This window comes from Streptomyces sp. DG2A-72 (assembly GCF_030499575.1).
Taxonomy (GTDB): domain Bacteria; phylum Actinomycetota; class Actinomycetes; order Streptomycetales; family Streptomycetaceae; genus Streptomyces.
Genome location: NZ_JASTLC010000001.1, coordinates 8,028,642 through 8,054,849, shown reverse-complemented (window position 1 = coordinate 8,054,849; position 26,208 = coordinate 8,028,642). Strand labels below are relative to the sequence as shown.

Sequence of the window (26,208 nt, the reverse complement as noted above, 5' to 3'; positions counted from 1 at the left end):
GTGGATGGTCTGTCACATGGCACTCAGCGGGCGTCGCCGAGCGCGCGGTCCAGTTCCCTGCGCAGGATCGACTGGAAGCTCGCCACGTGGTTCGGACCCATCAGCGTGTAGTGCTCGCCGGGGACGTCGAGGTAGCGGACGTCGGCGCAGTGCTCGTTCCAGCGGCTCAGTTCGTTGTTCAGCCAGTCCTCCTTGGTGCCGCGCAGCGGGACCGCGTAGAAGACGGACATCGAGCGGACGGACCCGCTGGGCGTGTAGCTGCGGCCCAGGTTGGTGAGGCCGTCGGCGAGTTCGGCCCAGGCGGTGAACTTCTCCAGGGTCAGGTCGAGTTCGGCCAGACGTGCCTTGGGCGCGAGCGCGATGAAGTGCGCGAGCTGCTCCTCGCGTGAGAGGTGGCGCAGCTCCCCCGGCAGGTCGAGGGACTGCTTCTTGTCGATGAGCGCCAGGAAGAACGCCAGATTGGCGGCGGTCTCCACGAAGTCCAGCTCGTCCATGCGGTACTTGATGTGCGGCGGCAGGTTGAAGCTGCCGACGAAGTCGACCCGCTCGCCCTCGGCTTCGAGGACCTTGGCGATCTCGAAGGCGACCGCGCCGCCGTACGAGTATCCGGCGACCGCGTACGGGCCGTGCGGCTGCTTTGCGCGGATGGCCTCGACGTAGGTGGCGACCATGTCGTCGAAGCTCTCGAAGGGCTTCTCGCCGGGATTGAAGCCGCGTGCCCGCAGGGCGTAGAAGGGACGGTCGCCGACGAAATACTTGGCGAGGTTGACGAAGACGAGGACCTCGCCGACCCCCGGGTGGACACAGAAGAGCGGGGTCTTGTCGCCGGTGACCTGCATCGGGACGATCGGGTCGTAGGGGCGCTCGGCGGTGGCGTCCTCACCGAGGCGGGCGGCCAGGGCGCGGACGGTGGGCGCCGTCAGGACGGTGATGACCTGCAGGTCCTGGGCGCCGAGCCGCTGGGCCACCAGGTGGCGCAGCCGCAGGATGTCCAGCGAAGTGCCGCCCAGGTCGAAGAAGTTGGCGGTGGCGCTGACCTTGTCGGCGTCGGTGTCGAACATCTCGGCGTAGATCCCGGCGATCACCCGTTCGGTCTCGCCCTCGGGTGCGGTGTAGCCGCCGAGGCGGCGCAGGGTCACATCGGCGGCGTACGCGATGACGTCGTCGTATGCTCCCTCCTCCAGTCGCTTGCGCATCAGCGAGCGCTGGATCTTGCCGAGGCTGGTCTTGGGGAAGGCGGCCTTGGGCAGCGGCAGGATCAGTGAGGGCCGGAAGCCCCACTGCATGACGACACTCGCGCGGACTGCGGACATCACCCGGTACAGGCCGAGTTCGTCGTCGTCCTCGGTCTGCGGGTGAAAGGCGACGACCAGTTGCTCGGTGTCGCTGCCGGGCGCTCGGGTCGGGAAGGCGGCGACGAACGACGCGGCCACGTCGTCGAGTTCCTGCAGGGCGGTCTCCAGTTCATGGCTGAAGTAGTTGACGCCATTGACGATGATGCTGTCCTTGCTGCGGCCGACCAGGGTGAGCCGGCCGCCGACGAGCCGGCCGAGGTCGCCGCTGCGGAACCAGCCGTCGGCGGTGAAGGCATCCTTGGTGGCCTGTCCGTTGTTGTAGTAGCCGGTGGTGATCATGGGCCCGGCGAGCTGGAGTTCCCCTGTTTCGCCCGCGCCGACCTCGTTGTCCTGGTCGTCGGCGATGCGCAGCCTGAGGCCCTCGGCGGGGAAGCCGAGGTTGGCGAACTCCTGGCCCTGGTCGGAGGCGGGGAAGTCCTGGTTGTAGATGCTGCCTGCGCAGGTCTCCGTCATGCCGAACGCGGGCCACAGGGCGTCGGGGCGCAGCCCGTAGCGGGCGAAGCGCCGCAGAAAGGTCTCGCCGGTGGTGCGGACCACGGCCTCGCCGCCGCTGATGATGTGCCGCAGCCGGGAGAGGTCGACCGGCCGTTCCTCGTCGGCGAGCCGGTCGGCGGCGGGGTTGAGCAGTCCCAGCAGGAAGTTGGGGGTGAAGGTCATGGTGACGCCGTACTTGGAGATCAGCCGCAGAAACTCCAGCGGCTCGCCGAGTACGACGGCCGGCTCGACATGGAGCTGGGTCGCGCCCGCGTACAGCGGAAGCAGATGGCACTCCAGGAGGGCGGCGACATGGTCGAACGAGACCCAGTTCAGGGAGACGTCCTCGGCGCTGAGCCGGTGGTAGCCGTTCTTGCCGGCCATCGACGCGAGCAGGTTGTCGTGGCTGAGCTGCACGGCCTTGGAGTTTCCGGTGGAGCCGGAGGTCAGTACCAGGAGCGCGGTGTCCTCCGGGCAGGCCTCGTGCAGCAGGGCGGCGGGCTCGGCGGCGTACAGGGTTTCCAGTCGGGTGACGGCGAGGCCCTCCACGCGCGGCAGTTCGGCGGCGAGCGTGTCGTTGGTGACCAGCAGCGGCCCGTCGAGCAGCGTGTTCACATGGCCGAGCTGGGCGGCCCAGCGCTCCGGGTCGCCGCCCAGGGGCGCCATCGGAACGGGCACGAAGCCGCCGAGCAGGCAGGCCCAGAAGGCGGTGAGGAATTCCTGCGGACGCTCCAGCAGCAGGACGACGTTGTCCTGCGGCTCCAGTCCCTGACCGCGCAGGCCGGTGAGGACCCGGCGGGCCTCCTCGACCAGCTCCGGGTAGCGCTGCAGCCGGGAGTCCTGCTCCTCGGCGGCGCCCAGATGGTAGAGGACACCCGACTCGGGGTGGGACTCGGCCGCGAGGAGCAGCAGGTCGGCGACGGTCCGGGTGGATGAAATGGCCATGGTCATGGCTTTGGCTTCCCTTCTCGCTGTGTTCTTGCGGAAGTGCCGGTGCGAGGGGCGAGGGGCACCGGAAACACGGCCGCCGCCGGCTGCGGGTGGGCAGCTCGACGGCGGTTCGGGCGGGGTCGGGGGGCGAGGACCGAGGGCCAGGGGCCCGGGGCGGTCGGGTCGGGCGCCCGGTGGTCAGAGGGGCAGCGACCTTTCGATCTCGCGGGCGGTCGGATCTCCGTACGCACCGCGGATCTTGTCGAGCAGCAGGCCAGGGGTGAGCGTGTAGTCCTGGGGGCCGACGGTTTCCAGCACCAGGGTCGCGAGGGCGCAGCCGAGTCGGGCGGATCGCTCATACGGCCAGTGCAGGGTCGAGCCGGCGAGGAACCCGGCGCGGAAGGCGTCGCCCACGCCGGTGGGGTCGGCCGCCGCGCCCGTGGGTACGGCGGCGATCCGCAGCGGCTCCTGCCCGGCACTCAGGATGTCCACGCCGTCGCCGCCCCGGGTGACGATCCAGGTGTCGGCGCGCTTGAGCACCTCGCTCTCGTTCCAGCCGGTGCGCTCCTGGAGCAGCGCGGCCTCGTACTCGTTGGTGAACAAGTACCGTGCTCCGTCCACGAGTTGCCGGGTGTCCTCGGCGTCGAGGATGGCCAGCTGCTGGGAGGGGTCGGCGGCGAAGGGGAGGCCGAGCAGCCGGCACTCGTCGGTGTGCCGGAGCATCGCCTCGGGTTCGTTGGGGGCGACGAAGACCAGGTTGGGCCGTCCGGCGCGCTCGGCGACCGCGGCGATCGAGATGGTCCGGGCCTCGGCCATCGCCCCGGCGTAGAAGGTGGCGATCTGGTTGTGGTCGGCGTCGGTGGTGCAGACGAAGCGGGCCGTGTGCAGGGTCTCGCTGATGTGGAGGGAAGCGGTTTCGACGCCGTTGTCGCGCAGCCAGCTCCCGTACTCCCCGAAGTCCTTGCCCACGGCCGCCGCGAGGACCGCGGGGATTCCGAGCCGGGCGAGGCCGACGGCGATGTTGGCGGCCACTCCCCCACGGCGGATGTGCAGGGAGTCGGCGAGGAAGGACAGGGAGACCCGGTCGAGCCGGTCGGCGAGCAGTTGCTCGGTGAACTTCCCCGGATAGACCATGAGATGGTCGGTGGCGATGGACCCGGTGACCACGATGCCTGCAGTGGTCACCGCGCGGCCGCCTCACGCAGCGCGGCCACCCGGTCCGTCTTCTCCCAGGTGAAGTCCGGGAGTTCGCGGCCGAAGTGCCCGTACGCCGCGGTCTGGGCGTAGATCGGGCGGAGCAGGTCGAGATCGCGGATGATGGCGGCCGGGCGGAGGTCGAAGACCGCGTCGATGGCCTCCTCGATCAGATGCTGGGCGACCGTCGCGGTGCCGAAGGTCTCGACGAAGAGACCGACCGGCTCGGCCTTGCCGATCGCATAGGCGACCTGGACCTCGCAGCGCGAGGCCAGCCCGGCCGCCACGACGTTCTTGGCGACCCAGCGCATGGCGTACGCCGCCGAGCGGTCCACCTTGGACGGGTCCTTGCCGGAGAAGGCGCCGCCGCCGTGGCGGGCCATGCCGCCGTACGTGTCGATGATGATCTTGCGGCCGGTGAGGCCGGCGTCGCCCATCGGGCCGCCGATCTCGAAGCGGCCGGTCGGGTTCACCAGCAGGCGGAAGCTGTCCGTCTCCAACGAGATGCCGTCCTCGGCCAGTTGCTTGAGCACGTTCTCGACGACGTGCTCCCGGATGTCGGGGGCGAGCATCCCGTCCAGGTCGATGTCGCCGGCGTGCTGCGAGGAGACCACGACCGTGTCGAGGCGGACCGGACGGCTGCCGAGGTACTCGATGGTGACCTGCGTCTTGCCGTCCGGACGCAGATACGGGACCGTGCCGTTCCTGCGCACCTCGGTCAGCCGCCGGGACAGGCGGTGGGCGAGGTGGATGGGGAGTGGCATCAGCTCCGGGGTCTCGTCGCAGGCGTAGCCGAACATCAGGCCCTGGTCGCCGGCGCCCTGCTGGTCCAGTCCGTCGCGTTCGCCATCTGCGGCGCCACCCTCGACGCGGTTCTCGTACGCCGCGTCGACGCCCCGCGCGATGTCCGGGGACTGCGCTCCGATGGACACCGACACGCCGCAGGAGGCCCCGTCGAATCCCTTCTTGGAGGAGTCGTAACCGATGTCGAGGATCTTCTCGCGCACCAGGTGGGCGATCGGCGCGTACGCCGTGGTGGTGACCTCACCGGCCACGTGCACCAGTCCTGTGGTGATCAGGGTCTCCACGGCGACCCGGGCCGCCGGGTCCTCGCGCAGAATCGCGTCGAGAACGGTGTCACTGATCTGGTCGGCGATCTTGTCAGGGTGGCCCTCGGTGACGGATTCCGAGGTGAACAGGCGACGAGACACAACGCTCCCTGTGGTCGCAGCGGCTGCTGGCTGACGGCCCGTCCGCCGCGGTGGAGACAGCGCACCGGACCTTGACCACAAGCCTCTTCGGAACCGGTCGGGCAATCAACGCGCTCCGGTTCAGGGCTCGGTCAGGTTTCACAGATCCAGCGCCGTTGTGTGTGCCGCGGGTCAGGGCTGCGTCAGATCGAGGTCAGACGCGCTGCGTACGCAGCAGGGCGAGGACGTCCGTGAGCGGGACGAGACGGTGCTGTGTCGCGCGGTCCAGCGGAAGCCGCCCGGCGTCGATGAGGTACTCGACACCCTCGGCGGACGAGCCGAGCAGACTCGCCGCGGCCGGAATCGGCAGGCTCATGCCGCGGAAGGCTGCGGGCGGCGGTGGGTCCGCGCCGGGCGCCGGGGCCGGGCGGGTCCCGCCGCCGGCCGGGGCAGGACCCGCGGCCCTCTCGAAGGCCGGCGCCCGAAGCGCCCTGGCCCACCAGCCGAGTTGCCGCACCAGGGCGTCGGCGTCCGCGGCGTCGGTACGAAAGCTGTCGCGCAGGGTGACCGCGCGCCGGCCCGCGAAGGCCTCGCGCAACGGCTCGGCGCGGCCCGGGCGGCAGGCCCAGCCGACGAGGCCGACCGGCTTGGCCCGCCACCGGGTGTGGTGCCAGTCGATGAGATGGCCGAGGGTCTCCGGAATGCCGCGCCGTCTGCCGGAGACGACCACCACGAAGGCGTCGGCGCGGCCGAGCCGGAGGCCGGTCCCGGCGAGCAGAGCGGCCAGTTCGGGTCCTGTGTGACGCGCCAGCGCCGGCGGCAGGGTGTGGGCCGTGAGGTCGACGATGTCGAGGTCGGCGCGGCCGTGCCGCCAGGCGTGGCGGGCGAACCGGGCCGCTTGCGCGCGCCCTCCTGCCACGAGCACGGCGATCCGCAGGCGGCTGCGGGGATGCGTTGGATGACGAGCCGTCATGTCAAGAACTCCGTCTTCCCGGCACGAGAAAGCCCCGTTGGCGAGGGGGATCGCCAACGGGGCACCGAGGGATTCCACGAAGCGCGGTGTCGTGGATCCGACGCGGCGATCCGGAATCTACGGATGAGTCTCTTCGGCGGCGCACGGCCCTTCAAGCGAATCCGTGTCAGAGGTTGGTCAATTCTGTCCGTTTACTGTCAATTCCCATGCAAGGCGGGCGGCCTGTTCCTATGCCGAGCGGGCGGCCCGGCGGCTGAAGGAGCCGTGGACATCGATCTCGGCGTAATACGTGCGCCCGTGCCGGTTGCGCCGACGCCAGCGCTGTTCGCTCGCGAGGCGATAGACGGTGCCGGTCGGCGCGGACCACATGTACGAAATTTCACTGGCTGTCAGCCAGCGTTCAGTGGGAATGCCGGGAGCGGCGGGCCGTTGCTGCATGGACCAGCGCAATCGGGTCCATTCGTGTCCCGCCCAGCTGTGTGCCGGGTCGGCGTCGCACTGGACGGTCGCGGGCGGCTCGGCACGGCGGGCGCCGACGGAGGCGGTGAGTTCACCGCCACAGCCGGTTTCGACACAGGCGCCGAGGCGCACACGGCGTACGGGATTCGGCTGGACGACTCGGCGGGCGCCCGCGACCAGGCCCGCCACCTCCCGGGTCGCGTCGGCGGCCGCCGGGTGCGCCGCCAGCCAGTCCGCGCTGCGCAGCAGGTACGACGCCAACTGGAAGGGGGTGCGCCGAGGCACGGGGAAACCTCGCTCATCGGCGACGAGTCCGCACCAGGAGCTGAGGGTCGCGACGATCGCCGAACGCGCCTCGGCAGCGGCGCCGTTCAGTGGAATGCCCAGGACCTGACCGCCGGCGCCCCGGCGTTCGCCGACTGAGGGTGCGGCGGCGCCGCCGAGAACGCGCTCGCATTCGTCGTAAAGCCTGGGGAGTTCGCGCAGCCGGGCCACGAAGCGATCGAAACAGGCGGAGCAGAGCCGTGTTCCGGACGCCGCTCCGCCCAATCTCCCGCCGTCGACGGCTTTACGCCGACAGTCCTCTCCCTCGCACCTGGCCCGCACGGAAATGGAGGTGGTGCCGCGATTCATGTGACGTCTCCGGTGATCTCGGACTGGATGTGGAACGCAACAGAGTGCCGATTCACGTGGTAGAGAAATTCATACACCGCCGAGCCGGAATCCCACTCCGCGAATAGTGATGATCCAGTCGCTGTCCCCGAGTTTGTTGCGCAGACTGCTCACATGTGTGTCCACGGTCCGCCGGGACCAGGAATCCCCCCACACCTGTTGCATAAGCTGTTTCCGGGGAATCACATTGTCCGGCCGGGAAGCGAGGAGATATAGCAGATCGAATTCCTTCCGGGTGACGAACACGGGTTCTCCGTCCAGGCTCACCTCGCGTGATCGCGCATCGATACGCAGCGGCCCGTGCGAAATCACCTCCGCCGTACGCGGGCGGGGTCCCATGCGGCGCATCACCGCGTCCATACGGGCCATCAGTTCCCGGAACCCGTACGGCTTGACCATGTAGTCGTCGGCGCCGGCCTGTAGCCCGAGCACCCGGTCGAGCTCGGTACCCCGGGCAGTGAGGGCGATGATCGGGGTGTCGGCCGCCGAGCGGATGGCGCGGCAGACCTCCAGGCCGTCCAGATCGGGCAGTTCAAGGTCGATCAGTACGAGATCGGCGTCCAGGTAGGACTGCAGGGCGGCACCGCCCGTCTCCACGCTGTTCACTTCGTGCCCGTGTCGCTTCAGCCCCATCACCAGGGATTCCGAGTAGTGGGCGCTGTTTTCCACCACCAGAACTCGCCAGGCCTCGACACGAGAATTCGGAATGAGAGGTTCAAGAGCGTCCTGTGAACGCTGACTCATCGTCTCCCCCAGACTCGTCCAGCATTGCTCAAGGACCGGAACGTTCGGCCTCGAGCGCTCGGCGAGTCTAAAAACCGCAACTTCTGTTTGTCAAAGATCACCGACGCAAAGGAGCGCTACCGGACAGCTGAAGAGGAATGTTAAATTCCAATTGCATCAGCGGGGCAAATCGTGACAAAAATTCCGCCTCCCAAAGGAGCGGAATAAGCCCGTCCGGCATGCTCGACGGGGCACTCCCGCTTCTCGATCAGCCCTCGATCCCGCCTCTACCAGGGCTTGTCGCGGAATCGAGAGGCCGGCCCCGCGCCGACCACCTGTCCACGTCCAGCCAGGACCAGACCACAAGCACACAAGCGGTGCGCGTACATCGGCGGGCGCCTCCGCGACCGTCCAACTGGCCTGCTAGCAGGCTTGATAGCGTTGCTAACCCCGCATGGAGCGATCACTTCAAGTCACCTTGGCCAAGTAGTCCGGAAACCTGCTCTTGCGGGCCGAAAACAGTCAGGAACACGAATGTGTGCAGGGAACTCGGAAGTTCCCCGAAGTGAAACGATGGATTTTCGGGAATAAAGGCGAAGGGCCGCGGACCCGGAGGTCAGCGGCCCTTCTAGTCCACGATTCAAGGATTACCCGGGTACCGCGCTCTTCATTGTTGCGCTCGTCACACGCACCCCGCGCAGCGACTCCACGGCACGGGCGGCGGCGGTGCGGCCGCTGTTGATGGACACCTCGGCGAGGATGCCGGGGGCCGCGACGCTGTCACCGGCGAGGAAGACGCCGTCGCCGCGGTCGATCGCGGGCCGGTCCCGCCAGCTGGAGCCGGGCAGATCGAGCGCGCCGGTGCGACCGCGTGAGACATGGTCACGCTGCCAGGTGACCCGGGAGCGCCAGCCCGGGGCGGTCAGGTCGAGCAGGGAGCGCAGCCGGTCCAGCGCCTGCGCCTTCGACTCGCCCTTGCGCAGAGGCATCTGGCCCTGCCACAGGTCTTCGCCCTCGGGCGCCAGGGTGGGGTCGTGGTCGCTGTAGTGGCCGACGAAACCACCCTCGTCCATGTCGAAGGTGACGTTGCCGTCCTTCTTCGACGGCGTCATCGCCACGTCGAGCAGCGCGGCCGACCCGCTCTCCCAACGCAGGGTGTCGTCACCCAGCAGATTGCGGGCGGAGTCGAGAGATGTGGCGACGATCACCGGCCCGCTGTCCGGGAGTTCGGTGATCCGGGCGCCGGTCTCGATGCGGACGCCGAGTTCCCGCGCCTGATGCGCCATGCGCTCCACAACGCTGCCCCAGCCGCCGATGACGTATCGGGTGGGCAGCGGGTACTTGGGGGTGCCGACGCGTAGCAATCGCTCGAAGACGAAGGAGGCGGACAGCCGGGCCGGGTCCGCGTCGTAGAGGACCGGGCCGAGGAAGCCCACCGAGTCCCGGACGGCCTGTTCGCTGAAGTACCGCGTCCCCCACTCCTGGAACGAGAGGTCGTGCGGCGGGACCTTGCGCCGGCCCAGGAGCGTCATCCGCATATAGCCGACGGGCAGTGAGCTGCGCAGCTTGCCCCGGCGCCGGAACTTCATCCGCATCACCTCCTGCGAGGTCAGCCGGACGAATTCGCCGGCGAGACCGCGGCCCAGAAGCCACTGCCAGGGTTCGCCGTTGACGAAGAAGACATGCGTCCCGTCGTTGGTGACATACGGTCCTGCGGTCGACCTGGCCCGGCCGCCGAGGGTGGAGTGGGACTCGTAGAGGGTTACCTGCGCGCCCTGTTCGGCGGCGGTGATCGCCGCCGTCAGCCCGGCCAGGCCACCACCGACGATGGTGATGTTCGACATGGTTCGCACTCACCTTTGGAATTCGTGGAGTCGAAGGGGTGGCCGGGGCCGCCTCCCGCCCGCCGGAAGACGGCCCGCTCAGCCGCGTTACGGCTGGGCGACCATCACGCACAGGGCGACGAGGCCGACCAGTTGGAGCGAGACCAGGGTGCCGAGCACACCGTCCGACTTGCGCTGCAGCGAGCGCGCCTCGGGCAGCGCCCCCTGTCCGGACGCCGCCGCGGTCAGCCGGCGGTTGATGGGTGCCGGCACCTTGTTGAAGACGACCAGCCAGCCGACCAGCGCGGCACAGGCGACGCCGCCCGCGACCGCGGCCGTGGTCTCCCCGGCGATGCCCGCGGTCACCGTCCCGCCGAGCGCGGCGGTGAGGCCGAGCGTGCCGGGCAGGGCGAGGCGCTTGTCGCCGTAACGGTGGACGTTGCCCATCACCTGGACCAGCGTGGTGTCGTCCACGTGCGCCAGGGCGGGGCGGACGACCGTGGCGGAGAAGAAGTCCGTGCCGAAGACGACCGCGTTGGAGACGACGGCCAGCACGGCGAGGATCTGGAAGGTGGTGGTCATGCCGCTGCCTCCGTCCCACCGTGCGGAGCGGCCGCGCCGGCCTCCGGGAGCGCACCCAGCTGCTGGAGCAGCTCGTAGAGGTTGATCTCGTCCCAGTGCTCGGCGAACCGGCCGTCCTCGATCCGCCAGATGTCGATGGTGTGCATACGTATCTCGCGGCCGGTGGGGGGCATGCCCATGAACGGACCGAGGTGGTGGCCGTGGTACGAGTAGCGGCCGACCACACGGTCCCCGGCGACGATCACGTCCTCCGCCTTGGCGGTGATGTCGGGGAAGGCGTTGAAGAAGTCGACCCAGAAGGCGCGGTTGCCCTCGCGTCCGGGGGCGATCAGCACGTTGTGGTCGATGTAGTCCTCGACCAGCAGCTTGTCCACGGCGTTGGCGTTCCGCTCGTTGACCATGGTCACGAACTCGTGCGCGAGCCAGGAGTTGTCCTGCGTCACGGTGAATCTCCTTGCGGTTAAGGGAAGTTGGGCGATGTCCGTACAGGGAGGCGAAGTTCTTGGGATCGCGGCTACCGATGCTAGCAATGACAACTCACTGGAATCTAGTGGTGATACGAAATCTTTCATTGCTAACACCAAGCTCTGACGCGGACTTGACGGTCGAACGGACGTGACGTCGACGGCGTCGTCAGCCCCGCCACGAGTGCGGCGGCTGGAACCCGTTGATCCGCCAGCTCGCCGTGGAGTTGGGGTCGTCGACGGGGAGTTCGGGGTGGGCGACGGCGCGGGCGAGCAGGATCGCGGTCACCGCGGCCAGCTCCTCCTCACTCGCCGTCCCCCTCTCCACCTTGAGGAACGGGGTCATGCGGGCCTCCTCACTGGGGCTGGTTGCCGTGCTTGCGCGCGGGCAGATCGGCGTGCTTGGTGCGGAGCATCGCCAGCGAGCGGACCAGCACCTCGCGGGTCTCGGCCGGGTCGATGACGTCGTCGACGAGGCCGCGCTCGGCCGCGTAATACGGGTGCATCAGCTCGGCCTTGTACTCCTTGACCATCCGCGCCCGCATCGCCTCGGGGTCGTCGGCCTCGGCGATCTGCCGGCGGAAGATGACGTTCGCGGCCCCCTCCGCACCCATCACGGCGATCTCGTTCGTCGGCCAGGCATACGTCAGATCCGCACCGATCGACTGCGAGTCCATGACGATGTACGCGCCGCCGTAGGCCTTCCGGAGGATCAGCGAGATCCGCGGCACGGTCGCGTTGCAGTAGGCGTACAGCAGCTTCGCGCCGTGCCGGATGATCCCGCCGTGCTCCTGGTCCACGCCCGGCAGGAAGCCGGGAACGTCCAGCAGCGTCAGGATCGGGATATTGAAGGCATCACACATCTGCACAAAGCGCGCGGCCTTCTCCGACGCCTCGATGTCCAGCACACCCGCCAGGCTCTGCGGCTGGTTGGCGACGATGCCGACCACCTGGCCGTCGAGCCGCGCCAGGGCACAGAGGATGTTGCGCGCCCAGCGCTCGTGGACCTCCAGGTACTCGCCGTCGTCGACCAGTTCCTCGATCACCTTGGCCATGTCGTACGGCCGGTTGCCGTCCACCGGCACCAGATCGAGGAGCACGTCCGAACGCCGGTCCACCGGGTCGTCGTTCCGGGCCGCGGGCGGGTTCTCCCGGTTGTTCTGCGGCAACAGCGAGAGCAGATAGCGGACTTCGGCGATACAGGTCTCCTCGTCGTCGTAGGCGAAGTGCGCGACGCCCGACAGCTCGGCGTGCACGTCCGCGCCGCCCAGGCCGTTCTGGGTGATCTCCTCGCCGGTGACCGCCTTGACCACGTCCGGACCCGTGATGAACATCTGGGAGGTCTCGCGGACCATGAACACGAAGTCCGTCAGCGCGGGGCTGTAGGCCGCGCCGCCCGCACAGGGGCCCAGCATCACGGAGATCTGCGGGATCACCCCGGACGCCCTGGTGTTGCGCTGGAAGATCCCGCCGTACCCGGCGAGCGCGCTGACACCCTCCTGGATACGGGCCCCCGCACCGTCGTTCAACGACACCAGCGGCGCGCCCGCCACGATGGCCATGTCCATGATCTTGTGGATCTTCGTCGCGTGGGCCTCGCCCAGCGCACCCCCGAAGATGCGGAAGTCGTGCGCGTACACGAAGACCGTGCGGCCCTCCACCGTCCCCCAGCCGGTGATCACACCGTCCGTGTACGGCTTCTTGGCCTCCAGGCCGAACCCGGTCGCCCGGTGCCGACGTAACGGCTCCACTTCGGTGAACGAGCCCTCGTCCAGCAGGAGTTCGATGCGCTCCCGGGCGGTCAGCTTGCCCTTGGCATGCTGCGTCGCCGTCGCCTTCTCGGAAGGGCCCGCCGCCACCTGAGCGCGAATGGCGGCGAGTTCGGCGACGCGCCCCCGGATGTCGGCGGGGACGGTCGCCTCCGGCAGGGTGGCGGTCATATCTCCACCACCGGGGCGAGTTCGGCGGTCACCGAGGACCAGCCGTGTCCCGCCTCGGCGGCCCGGCCCTCGGCCAGCTCCGCCCACGGGTCGATGCCGTACACGTCCAGGGCGGTCTCACGTAGCCAGATGTCGAAGGGGTCCTTGGACTCGCGCAGCCGACGGCCGGCGAGGCCCGGGTCGCGGGCCTCCAGGGAGTGGACGACGACCTCGGTGCCGTTCGAATCCTGTTTCCAGAAGGACTCCTTGACGATTCCGGCGCGGCGGCGGGAGGCCTCGTACTCACGCAGCCTCGGACCGGACAGCTCCGCCTGGAGCCGTTTCCAGGCCTCGGCCCTGCCCTGCCGTACGGGCAGCAGCCCGGTGACCGTGGAGACGCCGGTGCGGCGCGCCGCGTGGGCCTTGCCGCGGGCGGCCGGGGCGAGGCGGCGCATGCCGAGCTCGGCGAGCATGTTGGACTCGACGCCGATGCCCCAGCGTTCGCAGATCAGCCCGTCCTTCAGGCGCCACACCACGACGCCACGGAACCCGATGGACTGGCCCGTCGGCGCCATCCCGAGGAACTCGCCGAGGTGCGTGCCGCGCCAGGTGTTGTGGATGACCACGTGGTCGGCGTGTGCGCTCATGTCCTCGATCGTCACGTGCAGATCGGGAAAGCCCTCGCGCAGCCCGGCGATCGTGTAACGGACGCCTTCCAGGCCCTCGGGCGCACCCGGCAGCGGCTGATGGTCGATCATGTCGTCGCTGTAGATCTCGTCGACGACGGAGAAGTCGCCCTGGTTGACGAACTCGTCGAACACCCGCCGGATGATCGCCTTGTTGCGGGTTTCTGTGGTTTCGGTTGTGGACAAGGCACAGAGTCCTTCCGTACGTCCGATTCAGGAGTGGTATGTGACATGTCACTGGGCTGGTGTCGCCGCTTCCCACGTGAGCGTCAGGCCGGCGTACACATACCGACTGGCCTCGATCGCCAGCAGCAACACCGTGTCCCCAGGCTGAATCCGGCCCCCGCTCCACCCGGCATCCAGCGCCAGCGGCACAGCGGCGGAGCCCGTGGCCCCGACGTCCGTGAGGTTCTCGACGATGGTCTTGCTCAACGTCGCCTGGTCCTCGGCGGACAGCCCGGCGGTGCCGTACTCGCTGCTGAAGTACTCGGCGTTGCCCTCCGGCAGCACGCATGCGTCGATGTCGCCGAGCGCCAGCCCGGAGCGGCGCAGCATGTCGTGGATGCCCTCGACGAAGACCTTGGGCCCGAACTGGGCGGTGCCGGGGATGTCGAGCTTGATGTCCATCAGCCGCTTGCGGGCCTGCTGTTGGGCGAGCGGTACGTCGGTGCCACCGCCGAGGATGAGCATGCCGGGCTTGCGCGCACCACCCATGGAGCGCGTCGCGAAGACCGGCCGGAGCCTGCCCTCGGCCGAGCCCTCCGCACCGGCTCGCAGCACCGCCGCGCCCGCGCCGTCTCCGAAGGTGTAGACGGTGAGGCGGTCCCGCATCCGCACCCGGTCCGGGTCCTGGCCCAGGTAGAAGGGGACGAGCAGCGGGGACACGGACTCGGCGCCGATGACGAGGGCCGTGCGGTAGGTCCCGTCGGCCAGCAGCCGGCGGGCGATGTCGAAGGCCTGGACGGCGCCGACACAGCCGGCCCGCACCTCGATCACCGCGGCCTGTTCCAGGCCCAGTTGCTCCTGGACGTACGTACCGGCGACCGGCAGCAGGTGGTCGGGGCTGGCCGTCGACAGGACGATCAGGTCGATCTCGGCGGCCTCGACCCCGGCCCGCTCCAGGGCCTGCCGGGCGGCCGCGGTGGCCATCTTCGAGGTGCTCGTACGGTGCTCACCGGTGGCCGGGTCGGCCATCCAGTGGCGGCGCCGCACCTGGATGCCTTCCAGGACGTCCTCGGGCAGCGGGCCGGCGAGCCGGGCGAGGGTGTCGTTGTCGATGGGGTCACCGGGCAGGTGGGCGCCGGTGGCGAGGACCGAGACATGGCGGTCGGGGAAGTCCGACGGCCGGGGTGACTGCGTTGACTGAGACATGGTCACTTCTCCGTGGCAGGGCTTGCGGGCCGCAGGACGACGCTGATGTGGGTGCCGCCGAGCGAGGAGCTGTTGATGAGCACGGGCCCGGCCGGGTGGCCGCTCCCCCAGCCGGTCAGGGCGAGCACGGCCGACAACTGGGCGCCCGCGCCGACCGGTTCGCCGAGCGTGCGCTTGGGGGTGTGCACCGGGCAGTCCGCCTCGGCGGCGAGGCGTCCCGTGGCGCGTGCCTCGGGGGCGTCGGCGACGGTGATCCCGGCGGCGTTGGCCCAGATCCCGGTCAGCTCCTCGGCGCGTACTCCGGACTGCCGCAGGGCGCCCCGCATCGCGCGGTCCACGCCGGCGCCGTGGGCGTCCCAGCGGCCCACTCCGACCGCGTCGGAGGCGGTGGCATGGCCGGCGAACTCGGCGAGGATGCGCGCGCCGCGTGCTCGGGCCGTCGACTCGCGCTCCAGGACCAGGGCGATACCGCCCTCGGCGAGGGTGTAGGCACGCCCCGGCCTGCCGCTGAACAGGGGCAGGTCACGGTAGGCGGCGAGGACGCCGGGCGACAGGTCCTCGGCGGCGGGGACCACGATGGCGTCGGCGTGGCCCCGGCGCAGCAGGTCGTGGGCGATGGTCAGCGCGGAGGCGCCGGCCGCGTGCCCGGCGGTGGCCGTCGAGGTGGGGCCCTTGGTGCCCACGACCATGGCGACCTGTCCGGCTGCCGCGTTGTAGACGGTGTTGGGGAACACGGCCGGGCTCGCGTGGGACGGGTCGCCGTCCAGGACGGGTAGCAGGAACTCCTCGGTGGAGCGCATCGGGCCGAGCCCGGTCCCGAGGACGACTCCGACCCGCTCGTCGGGGGTGAGACCGGCGTGCGCCAGGGCGGAGCGGGTCGCGGCGACGGCGAGCTGCCCGAGCCGGTCCATCCGGCGGCGCTCGCGCGGCGTGATGTGGCCGGCCGGGTCGAAGTCGGCGCGGGCGACGCGCAGTCCGGCCTCCTCGGCGCCGAGTGCGCGCCCCGATGTCCAGGTCTCCCACAGTTCGCCGGCGCTCGACCCGGCCGCGGAGATCACTCCGAAGCCGGTGACGACGACTTTCTCGTCGAGGGGGGCGGGCGGCTCGTCGAAGGGGTTGCCCGGCCTGGCGAAGGCGACGCAGGCGTTGGCCCCGGCGAAGGCGAAGTTGTTCGACAGGGCGGCGTCCATGGCGAGCGGCCGACCGGTGACCGGTACCGCGTCCAGACCGCACTTGGGGTCGAGCTCGGTGAAGTTGGCGGTGGGCGGCGCGGTCTGCTCGCGCAGCGCGAGGACGGTGACGATGGCCTCGACCGCCCCGGCGGCGCCGAGGAGGTGGCCGATCATGGACTTCGTACTGCTGAGCGTGGTCTTCTCGGCGGCCTCACCGAGGGCGGCGCGGACCGCGTTGGACTCGGCGGAGTCGTTCTTCGGGGTGCCGGTGCCGTGACCGTTGATGTAGCCGACGTCCTCGGCGGCGAGGCCGGCCGTCCGCAGGGCGCCCCGGATGGCGCGGGCGGCGCCCTCGCCCTCGGGGTGCGGGGCGGTGGCGTGGTAGCCGTCGGCGGACAGCCCGTAGCCGAGTATCTCGGCGAGGATCGGGGCTCCGGCGGCGCGCGCCAGGGACTCCTCGACGAGGACGAGCATGCCGCTGCCCTCGCCGAGGGACAGGCCGTCGCGGTCCTTGGAGTAGGGGGCGGCGGGCCTGACGGACAGGGACTCCAGGCTGGTGAACCCGGCGAACGCGGTCTCGGTGAAGGCATCGCTGCCGCCGACGAGCATCGCGTCGGCACGTCCGGCGCGGATGGTCTCCACGGCGTGCGCGAGGGCGTGCGCACCGGACGCGCAGGCCGTGTTCACGGACAGGGCGGGGCCCTTGAACCCGAATGCGCTGCTCAGCGCCTCCGCCGCGGCGTGCGGCGGGACGAGCAGGAAGTGCCGTGCGTCGTCCGCGCCGCTCGCCCCGTCGCGGGTGCGCCGCAGCAGCTTCTCGGCGCTGCGCAACCCGCCGTTGCAGGTGCCGTACGCGACGCCCCACCGGTCGGCGGGTACCGCGTCCAGCGGCCCGGCCGCGGCGAGGGCCTCCTCCGCGGCGGCGAGGGCGAAGTCGAGGGCGGGCTCGCGGTCGGTGCCGCCGATCGCCGCCAGATAGTCGTACGCGGGTCGGCGGGACTCGCTGACCTCGCCGCCGATGCCGGTGAGATAGCCGTCCATCGGCAGTCCACGCACCGGCCCGATCGCCGTGCGCCCGGACCGTACGCCGGCCCACAGCTCGTCGGCACCGTCGCCCTGCGCGGTCACCGCGCCGACGGCGACGACGACCACGCGCCGGGCGGTGGGTGGCCGGTGCTCGTCGGGGGTGGCGTGGCCGGAGATCACGCCGTGTATTCCGCTCATGTCGTCGTCGTCCATGTCCGCTGCCCTCTCGGTCCGTTCGTACGTCTCGTCCGTCTCGTGGGTCATGCCGCCCGCCCCAGTGCCACGGCGACCGCCTGTCCTTCCAGACCCCGGGCGAGTGCGAGCGCCGAGGTCGGGCGGGACTCGCGGGGCGTGCCGGGCACGTAGTCCAAGTCGCAGGCCGGGTCGGGGTTCTCGAGGTTGCGGGTGGCCGGGACGACCCCGGAGTGCAGGGCCAGTGCGGCGACCGCCACGTTCAACGCGCCTGCGCCGCCGACGAGATGGCCGGTCTGCGGTTTGACGCTGCTGATCTGTGCGGCCTTCGCGGCCGGGCCGAGTACGTCGTGCAGGGCCGCGGTCTCGCTGGCGTCGCCGAGCGGGGTGGCACAGCCGTGCGCGGCGATGTAGTCGATGTCGGGTGAACCGCCCGCGTCCCGCAGCGCGTTGCCGATCGCGCGGGCGAGCCCGCGGGCGCGCGGCTCGGGGCTCGGCGGCCGTACGCAGTCGTTGCCGGCGCCGAAGCCGGTGACCTCCGCGTACACCTGCGCCCCGCGGGCCAGGGCGTGCTCGCGCTCCTCCAGGACGAGCAGCGCGGCACCCTCGCCGAAGACGGAGCCGCTGCGGTCGCGGTCGTACGGCCGGAAGGCCTCCTGGCCCAGCTCGTTGCGGGTGGTCAGGACACCGAGGCCGTCCATCTTGGACATCGCCCACCAGCCGGTCGCGTCGTCGTATCCGCCGGCGACGACCACGTCGGCCTCGCCGCGCCGTACGGCCCGCATCCCGCGGCCGATCGCCATGGCGCCCGAGTCGGCGGTGCCGGCGAAGTAGTTGTTGGCGCCGCGGATGCCGTACTTCTCGGAGATGTGGAAGCCGGCCGCGGGCTGGAGTCCCTCGACGAAGAAGAGGGGCGCGACGACCGAGCGGGCCTCTTCGCCGAGCTTGCGCAGATCAGGGCTGCCGTCCTCGGCGCGCACCGCCTGGAGCTGGGCGATCAGCTCGTCCATGCGGGGCATTTCCTTGTTGCTGCCGAGGAACAGGCCTGTGCGATGGCCCAGTTCGCTGTCGAGTCCGGCGTCCTGGATCGCCAGCGTGGCGCCTGCCAGGGCGAGTTGGTCGGTGCGGCAGAGCATGCGCAGGGTGCGCCGGGAGGCCCAGCGTGTCGGGTCGAAGTCGTGGATCTCGGCGCCGATCCGGGTGCGCAACGGGCCCGGATCGTACGAACGCAGCGGCCCGACTCCGGACCTGCCGTTCAGCAGCGCGGTCCAGTTGGCCTCGCGGCCCTCGCCCAGCGCGGTCAGCAGGCCGATGCCGGTGACCACGACGCGGCGGGTGTCGGTGCTCATGAGGTCCCCTCCCAAGAGTCGTCGGCCGGCTCCAGGGCGAGGGTGCGGGCGGTGGCGACCACCCGTTCGTCGACCCGGGCGACGGCCCTGAGTTCCATCAGCCGCTCGCCGCGGCCGGTCACGTCGACCGTGATCTCGACCCGGTCGCCGGGTCCGACGAAGTGCTTGAACCGCACTCCGCGCACCGCCGTGAGCCGCCAGTCGCCGCCGTTGCCGGCGGCTGCCTTGGCGAGGGCGGTCATGCTCTCCAGGAGCAGTACGCCCGGCAGGATCGGGTGGCGTGGGAAGTGCGTGGCGAAGACGGGCAGGGTGCCGGCGATGTTGCAGACCGCGACGGCCTTTTCGCCGGGGATCAGCTCCACCAGCCGGTCGAAGGCGGGGAGCAGGATGGAGGTGGTCATGACTCCTCCTGGTGGGCGCCGACGACGAGGCTGGTGTTGGAGCCGCCGAAGGCGAAGGCGTTGACGAGGACCGCCGAGACCGGCATCCGGCGCGCGGTGTGCGGCACGTAGTCGAGGTCGAGCTTGCGGTCCGGGGTGTCGAGGTTGACGGTGGGCGGGACCAGGGAGTGCCGCAGCGCGCCGATCGCGGCGAGCACGTTGAGCGCCAGGCTCGCCGAGGTGAGGTGCCCCGCCATGGACTTGGGGCTGCTGACGACCAGCCGCCCGGCGTCGTCGCCGAACACCTTCTTGATCGCGGTGGTCTCCGACTGGTCGTTGCCGTGCGTGCTGGTGCCGTGTGCGACGACGTAGTCGATGCCGCCGGTGCCGAGGCCGGACTCCGCGATGGCACCCTCCATGGCCTGGATGGCCCCGGAGCCGTCCGGCGGCGAGTCGGTGATCCGCCAGGCGTTCAACGTGCTCCCGTAGCCGAGGACTTCGGCGAGGATCCTCGCTCCACGCGCCCGCGCCGACTCCCGTTCCTCCAGTACGAAGGCCACGGCGCCCTCGCCGATGACAAACCCGGAGCGGTCCGCGTCGAAGGGCCGTGAGGCGTGCGTCGGGTCGTCGTTGTAGCGGTCGGTGAGCGCACCCAGCAGGCTGAAGCCGAGCAGGTCGAGCCAGGTGGTGAGGGAGTCGTAGCCGCCCGCGATCATCAGCTGGGCGTCGCCCTCCTGGATGGCGCGGTAGGCCTCGCCGAGCGCGTGTCCGGAGCCGGAGCAGGCCGTGCTGATGCCGATCATCGGGCCGGTGGCGCCGAGCAGCCGGGCCATCGAGGCGAGCGGCACGTTCTGGTTGTCGGTGAGCGCGGTGCGCGGCGGGTGCCGCAGGAAGGCGTCCGCCCGGCCGGTGCTCGCGCGCAACCGGCCGACGTCGAGCAGCGCCCGGAGTTCCGGGCGGCCGACGCTGGCGCCCATGGCGACGCCGCGCTCCTGAGGCGGGTACGTCGACTCGTCGACACCGGCGTCGAGTTGGGCCTCGTAGGCGGCGGCGACGCCGAACTGCCCCACCCGGGACAGGTGAGCGCGCCCGGCGGCGGCCGGGACCGCGGTGGCCGGGTCGAAGTCCTTGACCTGGCCGGCGATGCGCACCGGGAAGCCGGTGGCGTCGAAGGTGGTGAGCGGGCCGATGCCGCTGCGGCCGGAGGCCAGGCCCTCCCAGGTGGTGGCGGCGTCGTTGCCGAGCGGGGTGACCGCGCCCGCCCCGGTGATGACCACGCGCTTCATCGGACCGGCCCTCCGCCCACCAGCTGGTGCGCCATGCGCGCGGTGTCCGCCGGGTCGTCGAGGAGTTCGCCCGCGATGAGCGCGCACAGGATGCCCCTGGCCTCCAGGACGGTCTCGCCGTCGACGCTGACCGTGCCGTCGAGGATCGCCGCTTCGTCGTTCATCGACTCGATGGACGCTTCCATGCGCAGTACGTCGCCGGGGACCACCGCGCGGTGGGCGGTGGCCTCGTTCACGGCGAGCAGGGCCGCGCGCAGGCGGTGGTCGGTGGAGAGCATGATCAGCCAGGTCGCCGACTGGCAGAGCGCTTCGAGCGCCAGCCCGAAGGGCAGCACCGGGCCGGAGCCGACCGGCTGCCAGAGTTCCTCGTCGACGGAGGTGACCTTGCGGGCCGTGATGCGCTCGCGCGGTGTCCAGGACTCGATCCTGTCGATCAGATGGAATCGCATCGTCTCTTCCTTCGGGGGCCTTCGGGGCTTGGGAGCGGACGGTTGCCGTTGGCCTGCTCAGGTCACGGGCGGCCGACGCCGAGTTGCGCGGAGAAGCCGCCGTCGACGTACAGGAGTTCGCCGGTCGTGTAGCCGGAGTCGGGGCCGGCCAGGAACACGGCGGCGTTCGCGACCTGCTCCACGGTGGCGAAGCGGCGCAGCGGGATCTGCCGCTTGATGCCCTTGCCGCCGTCCTTGCGGAGCACCTCGCCGACCAGTTCGGTCGGAGTGAATCCGGCGAGTACGGCGTTGACGCGGACCCCGAAGCGGGCGAGCTCGATGGCGGAGCTCCTGGTGAAGGCGTTCAACGCGCCTTTGGAGGCGGAGTAGTTGGACTGTCCGATCCAGCCGCGCTCGCCCATCGCGGAGGAGATGTTGACGATGGTCGAGTCGCCCTGTGCCATGAACTGGCCCAGTACGGCGTGCGTGCAGTGGTACGCGCCGCCGAAGTTGACCTTCATGACGTCCCACCAGGCGTCGGGCGCCACGTCGTAGATGAGGCCGTCGTCGCTGACGCCCGCGTTGTTGACGAGGATGCCGAGCCCGCCGAGCAGGCGAGTGGTCTCCTCGACCAGTTCCTTGGCGGCGGCCGGATCGGAGACATCGGCGCCGACGGCCACGGCCCGCCCGCCCGCGGCCTCGATCTCCTTCACCACGGCCTGGGCGTCGTCCGCGCGCGAGCGGTAGTTGACGGCGACGGCCGCCCCCTGCGCGGCGAGCGCGAGTGCGATGGCCCGGCCGATGCCCCGGGAGCCGCCGGTGACCAGGGCGGCACGGTCCTTGAGCTTCATGAGTCTCTTCCCGTTCTGCTACGAGGGGTCAGGGGTGCCGGCCGTGGTCCGCAGGCCGACAAGCCCGGCGGAGCACACGAGCACCGTGTGGGCGAGCGCGAGCCCCGCCGTGTGGGTCAGCGAGATCTCGGTCTGCGTGACGCGCTTGCGGTCGGCGATCTGCCGGGCCCGGCCATGGAGCTTGAGCACGGGCCGGCCGTCGAGTCGGTTGACGATCTCCACGTCGGTCCACTCGACGCCGGCCGACGCCCCGGTGCCGAGCGCCTTCATCACGGCCTCCTTGGCGGCGAACCGGGCAGCCAGATGATCTGCCGCGCGGCTGCTGCGTCCAGTGCAGTAGGCCAGCTCCCGAGCGGTGAACACCCGCTCCGCGAGGCCGGGTTGGCCCTCGAGAAGCCGCTCGACGCGCTCGACGGCCACCAGGTCCGTGCCGATCAGCACCCGGGGCTCGACGGGCCCCGGGCGCCGACCGGAGTCGGGGAGGTCAGGCGGCATCGGCGGCCGTCGCCGCGGCGCGCTCGGTGAGCAGGTCCGTCAGGTTCTGGACGGTGAACAGGCCGAGGACACCGTCGGCGGTCAGCGGCTCGGTCAGCTGGCTCCGGTCGAACTGCGGGAGCACCTTCTCCAGGTGGGTGAGACCGGTGTCGTTGACGACCTCGTTCTCGTCACCGAACTCCTCGTCCGGGATGCCGCCCTGGAGCAGAGCCGCGATGTCGGCCACCGCGATCTTCACCTGCGTGGCCCGCTCGACCCGGAACAGGATGTCGAGCAGGTCGATCGATTCCGCCCCCAGATCCCCGAGCAACGTCGCCTCGGGAACGACCTCGGCCTCATCGATACCGAGAGCATCGGCGACAGCGGCCTGAACAGCGGTGAGAGAGTCGGGAAGGGTAAGTGTATTAGTCACCTTTGATTGCCTTTCGGATGAGAAACACCGGATGAGATTCGCGCCCGCACATCTTTGTGCGGACGTGCACACCAGCGCCCCGACAGGGGCGCGGGGAACTGCGCGACCAGCCACGACGGGCCCGCGGCCAAAACCACGCACCTGCGGAGCTAGACCACCGGCGCCAACCGCAACTCACGTACGAGCGCAGAAACCCGCCGCGCATCATTGGTGCTGCGCACCACCGCCCCCGGCACGGTCCTGTTGGCGAAGCCACTCAGCACACGCCCGGGCCCGATCTCGAGGTAGGTCGTGACGCCGTGCCGCCGCGCGGTGTCGAGGACGTCCACCCACCGCACGGCCCCGGCGAGTTGACGCCGGAGCAGCGCACGTGCATCCGCACCGTCACGCACCGGCAAACCGGTGACCGAGCTGATGACGAGCCCCGCCGGATCGGCGAACGCGCACCGCGTCAGCTCGGCCGCGAACTCGTCCTCGATCTCCGACATCAGCGAGCAGTGGAACGGTGCCGACACCTTCAGTGGCACGGTCCGCTCGGCACCCGCCGCCGCGGCGAGGCGGGCGGCCTCGGCGACGGCGGCACGCTGACCGGAGATCACCGTCTGGCCGGTCTCGTTGTAGTTGGCGACCTCCACCAGGCCCACATCTCCTGCCTGGGCGCAGATCTCCTCGATCCGCTGCGGTGCGAGGCCCATGACCGCCGTCATCGCGCCCGCCACTTGGCGCGAGACGGCGGCCATCAGCTCCCCTCGGCGCCGCACGAGTCGTACCGCGTCCCAGGGGGAGAGGACGCCGGCGGCGACGAGTGCGGTGTATTCGCCGAGGCTGTGCCCGGCGACGACCGAGGGGCGGTATCCGGCTTCCTCGCGCAGTACGGCGAGGACAGCCAGGCTCGTGGCGAGAATCGCGGGCTGCGCGATCTCAGTGGGCTCCAGTGCTGAGGCGTCCGCGGTGGTGCAGAGTTCGGTGAGGGGCAGACCGAGTGCCTCGGTCGCCTCGGCCAGAACCCGGCCTGCTGTCCACGGATGGTCCTGGATCAGGTGCGCGGCCATCTTCGCCCGCTGCGATCCCTGTCCGGGGAACATCGAGAGAGTCGTCTCGTTCACGAGTACAACGCTCCCAGGAGGGCCTGTTCGAATTTCTTGAACCGACCTTAACTACTCTGAGCCGAACCTGTATTGCCTGGTCAAGCAATGCTCGCGCCGCTAGCGCACGGCTTGCGGTGGCCGAAACGACCCCTACGTCGCGAGACGGCCGGGCACGACGGCCCGGCCGATCTCAGTCCAGCTCGCCCCATCCCGGCTACGCGCTCAGGCTCTCGCACCCCGTATGCGCGCCCGCACCCGCCGCACGAGCGACCCCGCGGGCGTAGATGCGGTGCAGGTCGTGGAGCCGGTAGAGGATGCGCCCGGCCGAGTCCTGGCCGGCAACCTGGAGGAAGTGGAAGTCCACGAGCTGGTCGAAGGCGTCCGCGTACGCGGCGTGCGTGGCCTCCGGACCGGGCCCGGGGACGAGGGAGTACCCGCTGTCGCCGTGCTGCGCCACGAGCCGGTGCAGCAGCTGCGCGGCCGACGGGTCCAGCCGTTGATACGAGAACTCCAGGCTCGCCCTCAAGTCCAGGGTTCCGTAGGCGAGTTCGTCGAGCCGGTGATCCTCGTCGGCGATTCGGTCCAGCATGCGCTGCAGGGTCCAGTGCGGATGGCTGATCAGCCGGTTGGCGACGGCCCGCAGCGCGAGCGGCAGACCGCAGCAGTATCGGACGAGACGTACGGCCGCCTGCTGTTCCCGCAGGACACGCTCGCGGCCGACCACCCGGGCGAGCATCTCGACCCCTTGGGCGGTCAGCAACTCCCGCAGCAGCGTGAAGCGGGCGCCCGACAGTCCGCTGAGCAGCGTCCGGCTGGTCACCATGACGGCACAGCCGGGTCCGCCGGGCAGCAGCGGATGCACCTGGTCCTCGTCGGCGGCGTCGTCGAGGACCACGAGGACGCGTCGCCCGGTGAGCCGGTTGCGGTAGAGCTCGGCGCGTTCGTCGAGGCCGTCCGGGATCTGCGCGGAGTCCATGCCGAGCGCCCGCAGCAGCCGGGCCAGGACGGCGCGGGAGTCCGCTGGATCGGGGCCGCTGCCCCGCAGGTCGACATAGAGCCGGCCGTCGGGGAAGGCGTGGCGCAGTCGGTGCCCGGCGGTGATGGCGAGGGCGGACTTGCCGACGCCGGGACCGCCGGTGATCGTCACCACCGGGGCCATGTCCGAGGCGTCGGCGGTGAGCGCCGAGAGCACCCACTCCGTCTCCTGGTCGCGCCCGCTGAAGTCGGCGTACCCCATGGGCAGCAGATCGGGTCCCCGGGGTTGGGGGTCGGCGGGCGGCTCGGGCGTCTCAGCCACCCGCAGGACGGGTGCGGCCGGTTCGGCGACGGGGCAGTACAGCGAGGTCAGCGGCTCGCCCTGGAGCATCAGATGCTGCATGGCCTGCAGGCTGGGCCCGGGGTCGGCGCCCAGCTCTTCGGCGAGCAGACGGCGCATGTACTCGTACTGGCTGAGCGCCTCGGCCCGTCGTCCGCCCGAGTACAGGGCGTACAGGAGCCGTTCGTGCAGGGGCTCGGAGAAGGGGGCTTCGAGGAGGGCGTGGCGCAGGGCGCCGATCACGGTGTCGGTGTTGCCGAGGCCGAGTTCGGCGTCCGCCCACTCGGTGAGTGCCTCGTACTTCTGCGGCAGGAGCGTTTCGCGGAAGCGTTCCGCCCAGTCGCTGTTGAGTCCGGCGAGGGCCTCGCCGCGCCACAGGCGCAGCGCCTGGCCGAGCCAGTCGCGGCGTCGTGGATCGCCCGCCGGCACGGCCCGCGCGCGGTCGAGCAGGCGGTGGAACCGGGCCAGGTCCACCATGTCGGGGCCGATGTCGAGCCGGTAGCCGGCCGCGTCCTTGCACACCGAGACCGGGGTCTCGGAGTGCTCGGTCGCGTCGGCGAGCAGCTTGCGCAGGCGGGTGATGTACGTGTAGATCACGCTGCGCACGCCGCTCGGCGGGGAATCGCCCCAGACCCGGTCGATCAGCAGCTGGATCGAGGTGGACCGGTCGGGCTCCACGAGGAGCGCCGCGAGGACGCCGCGCTGCCGGGCGGGACCCAGGTCGACCTTTCTCTGCCCGACCCACAGTTCCACGGGTCCGATCAAGCGGAATTCGATCACTTCTCCCCCTGGGGCGGTTGACGAACGCCGGGCCGACGGCCTGAGCCGGGCTCAGGAAGCGGCGAGTGCGATGCAGAGGGCGCCCAGTGCAACGGTCTGGAGCAGGACGCGGGCGTTGATGACTCCGTCCCAAGTACCTTGCAGGGAGCGGGCGTCGGGGGCGGTGCGGCCGTCCAGCGCGGCGGCCGTGAGCCGCTTGTTGACGGGTGCGCTGACCGTGCCGTACACCACGAGCCAGATGACGAGGGCCGCGACGGCGATCCCGGCGGAGACGGAGACGGTGGCGCTGCCGTCGAAGCCGGCGGCCGCGGCGACCACGAGCGCGGCGACGAGGCCGGTGACTCCGGGGATCGGCATGCGCCGGTCACCGAAGCGGTGCACCTGGCCCATGGACTGGGTGAGTGCCGCGTCGTCGACGTGGGCGAGGGCGGGGCGCTGGACGATGGCGCAGAAGACGTCGGTGCCGTAGACCACGGCGTTGGCAAGAATCGACACGACGATGAGCGTTTGAATGAGGGTTTCCATCGGAATTGTCCCTACCTGGTCAAATTCTTGGGGTTAGCAACGCTAGCATGGCTAGCTTCCACTGCCAACTCCCTTTCCTGACGGGCTACTTGAT

At 70.5% G+C, this 26,208-nt stretch carries 24 protein-coding genes; all 24 read right to left on the bottom strand.

Features of this window, described 5'->3' with window-relative positions; translation table 11 throughout:
• Positions 1-23: 23 nt before the first annotated feature.
• The 24 genes from QQY66_RS38280 to QQY66_RS38165 all read right to left on the bottom strand — a co-directional run bounded on the left by QQY66_RS38280 (position 24) and on the right by QQY66_RS38165 (position 26,084).
• Entirely contained in the window at positions 24-2,774 is a 2,751-nt protein-coding gene (locus QQY66_RS38280; RefSeq protein WP_301984948.1) for a non-ribosomal peptide synthetase, read from the bottom strand.
• Positions 2,775-2,957: 183 nt separating this feature from the next.
• A complete protein-coding gene (locus QQY66_RS38275) occupies positions 2,958-3,893 on the bottom strand; it encodes a carbohydrate kinase family protein (RefSeq protein WP_301987634.1) in 936 nt (311 codons plus the stop codon).
• A gap of 47 nt (positions 3,894-3,940) precedes the next feature.
• Complete coding sequence (metK, locus tag QQY66_RS38270) at positions 3,941-5,164, bottom strand: methionine adenosyltransferase (RefSeq protein ID WP_301984947.1); 1,224 nt, start codon at positions 5,162-5,164, stop codon at positions 3,941-3,943.
• Positions 5,165-5,357: 193 nt separating this feature from the next.
• Positions 5,358-6,116 carry an NADPH-dependent FMN reductase gene (locus QQY66_RS38265; protein ID WP_301984946.1) on the bottom strand — a complete coding sequence of 253 codons (759 nt, stop codon included), beginning with the start codon at positions 6,114-6,116 and terminating at the stop codon, positions 5,358-5,360.
• Positions 6,117-6,344: 228 nt separating this feature from the next.
• A complete protein-coding gene (locus tag QQY66_RS38260; RefSeq protein WP_301984945.1) occupies positions 6,345-7,070 on the bottom strand; it encodes a hypothetical protein in 726 nt (241 codons plus the stop codon).
• A gap of 207 nt (positions 7,071-7,277) precedes the next feature.
• A complete protein-coding gene (locus QQY66_RS38255) occupies positions 7,278-7,991 on the bottom strand; it encodes a response regulator transcription factor (protein ID WP_301984944.1) in 714 nt (237 codons plus the stop codon).
• Between the two features lie 626 nt (positions 7,992-8,617).
• Positions 8,618-9,814 (bottom strand): NAD(P)/FAD-dependent oxidoreductase, encoded by a 1,197-nt coding sequence (locus QQY66_RS38250; RefSeq protein WP_301984942.1) that lies wholly within the window; start codon positions 9,812-9,814, stop codon positions 8,618-8,620.
• 87 nt (positions 9,815-9,901) lie between these two features.
• Positions 9,902-10,375, bottom strand: a complete 474-nt coding sequence (locus QQY66_RS38245; RefSeq protein ID WP_301984941.1) for a DUF1772 domain-containing protein — start codon at positions 10,373-10,375, stop codon at positions 9,902-9,904.
• Positions 10,372-10,818: an ester cyclase gene (locus QQY66_RS38240; RefSeq protein ID WP_301984940.1), complete on the bottom strand. Its 447-nt coding sequence runs from the start codon at positions 10,816-10,818 to the stop codon at positions 10,372-10,374. Before QQY66_RS38240 ends, QQY66_RS38245 begins: the two co-directional genes overlap by 4 nt.
• 190 nt (positions 10,819-11,008) lie before the next feature.
• Positions 11,009-11,185 carry an acyl-CoA carboxylase subunit epsilon gene (locus QQY66_RS38235; RefSeq protein ID WP_301984938.1) on the bottom strand — a complete coding sequence of 59 codons (177 nt, stop codon included), beginning with the start codon at positions 11,183-11,185 and terminating at the stop codon, positions 11,009-11,011.
• 10 nt (positions 11,186-11,195) lie between these two features.
• Positions 11,196-12,779: an acyl-CoA carboxylase subunit beta gene (locus QQY66_RS38230; RefSeq protein ID WP_301984936.1), complete on the bottom strand. Its 1,584-nt coding sequence runs from the start codon at positions 12,777-12,779 to the stop codon at positions 11,196-11,198.
• A complete protein-coding gene (locus tag QQY66_RS38225; RefSeq protein ID WP_301984935.1) occupies positions 12,776-13,630 on the bottom strand; it encodes an ester cyclase in 855 nt (284 codons plus the stop codon). The genes QQY66_RS38230 and QQY66_RS38225 overlap by 4 nt, the downstream gene beginning before the upstream one ends.
• Before the next feature lie 48 nt (positions 13,631-13,678).
• Positions 13,679-14,815, bottom strand: coding sequence for a 3-oxoacyl-ACP synthase III family protein (locus QQY66_RS38220; RefSeq protein WP_301984934.1), 1,137 nt, complete (start codon positions 14,813-14,815; stop codon positions 13,679-13,681).
• A gap of 2 nt (positions 14,816-14,817) precedes the next feature.
• Entirely contained in the window at positions 14,818-17,277 is a 2,460-nt protein-coding gene (locus QQY66_RS38215; RefSeq protein WP_301984933.1) for a beta-ketoacyl-[acyl-carrier-protein] synthase family protein, read from the bottom strand.
• Complete coding sequence (locus QQY66_RS38210; protein WP_301984932.1) at positions 17,274-18,554, bottom strand: beta-ketoacyl synthase; 1,281 nt, start codon at positions 18,552-18,554, stop codon at positions 17,274-17,276. Before QQY66_RS38210 ends, QQY66_RS38215 begins: the two co-directional genes overlap by 4 nt.
• On the bottom strand, positions 18,551-18,955 hold the full coding sequence (locus QQY66_RS38205; RefSeq protein WP_301984931.1) for a 3-hydroxyacyl-ACP dehydratase FabZ family protein: 405 nt from the start codon (positions 18,953-18,955) through the stop codon (positions 18,551-18,553). The genes QQY66_RS38210 and QQY66_RS38205 overlap by 4 nt, the downstream gene beginning before the upstream one ends.
• Positions 18,952-20,220, bottom strand: a complete 1,269-nt coding sequence (locus tag QQY66_RS38200; protein ID WP_301984929.1) for a beta-ketoacyl synthase — start codon at positions 20,218-20,220, stop codon at positions 18,952-18,954. Before QQY66_RS38200 ends, QQY66_RS38205 begins: the two co-directional genes overlap by 4 nt.
• A complete protein-coding gene (locus QQY66_RS38195) occupies positions 20,217-20,669 on the bottom strand; it encodes a 3-hydroxylacyl-ACP dehydratase (protein ID WP_301984928.1) in 453 nt (150 codons plus the stop codon). Before QQY66_RS38195 ends, QQY66_RS38200 begins: the two co-directional genes overlap by 4 nt.
• A 62-nt stretch (positions 20,670-20,731) precedes the next feature.
• Positions 20,732-21,499 carry an SDR family NAD(P)-dependent oxidoreductase gene (locus QQY66_RS38190; protein WP_301984927.1) on the bottom strand — a complete coding sequence of 256 codons (768 nt, stop codon included), beginning with the start codon at positions 21,497-21,499 and terminating at the stop codon, positions 20,732-20,734.
• An 18-nt stretch (positions 21,500-21,517) separates the two neighbouring features.
• Positions 21,518-21,994, bottom strand: coding sequence for a holo-ACP synthase (gene acpS, locus QQY66_RS38185; RefSeq protein WP_301984926.1), 477 nt, complete (start codon positions 21,992-21,994; stop codon positions 21,518-21,520).
• Positions 21,984-22,406 (bottom strand): acyl carrier protein, encoded by a 423-nt coding sequence (locus QQY66_RS38180; protein WP_301984925.1) that lies wholly within the window; start codon positions 22,404-22,406, stop codon positions 21,984-21,986. Before QQY66_RS38180 ends, acpS begins: the two co-directional genes overlap by 11 nt.
• A gap of 149 nt (positions 22,407-22,555) precedes the next feature.
• Complete coding sequence (gene fabD, locus QQY66_RS38175) at positions 22,556-23,512, bottom strand: ACP S-malonyltransferase (protein ID WP_301984924.1); 957 nt, start codon at positions 23,510-23,512, stop codon at positions 22,556-22,558.
• Between the two features lie 196 nt (positions 23,513-23,708).
• Complete coding sequence (locus tag QQY66_RS38170; RefSeq protein ID WP_301984922.1) at positions 23,709-25,589, bottom strand: BTAD domain-containing putative transcriptional regulator; 1,881 nt, start codon at positions 25,587-25,589, stop codon at positions 23,709-23,711.
• A 51-nt stretch (positions 25,590-25,640) separates the two neighbouring features.
• Positions 25,641-26,084: a DUF1772 domain-containing protein gene (locus QQY66_RS38165; protein ID WP_301984921.1), complete on the bottom strand. Its 444-nt coding sequence runs from the start codon at positions 26,082-26,084 to the stop codon at positions 25,641-25,643.
• Positions 26,085-26,208 lie beyond the last annotated feature (124 nt).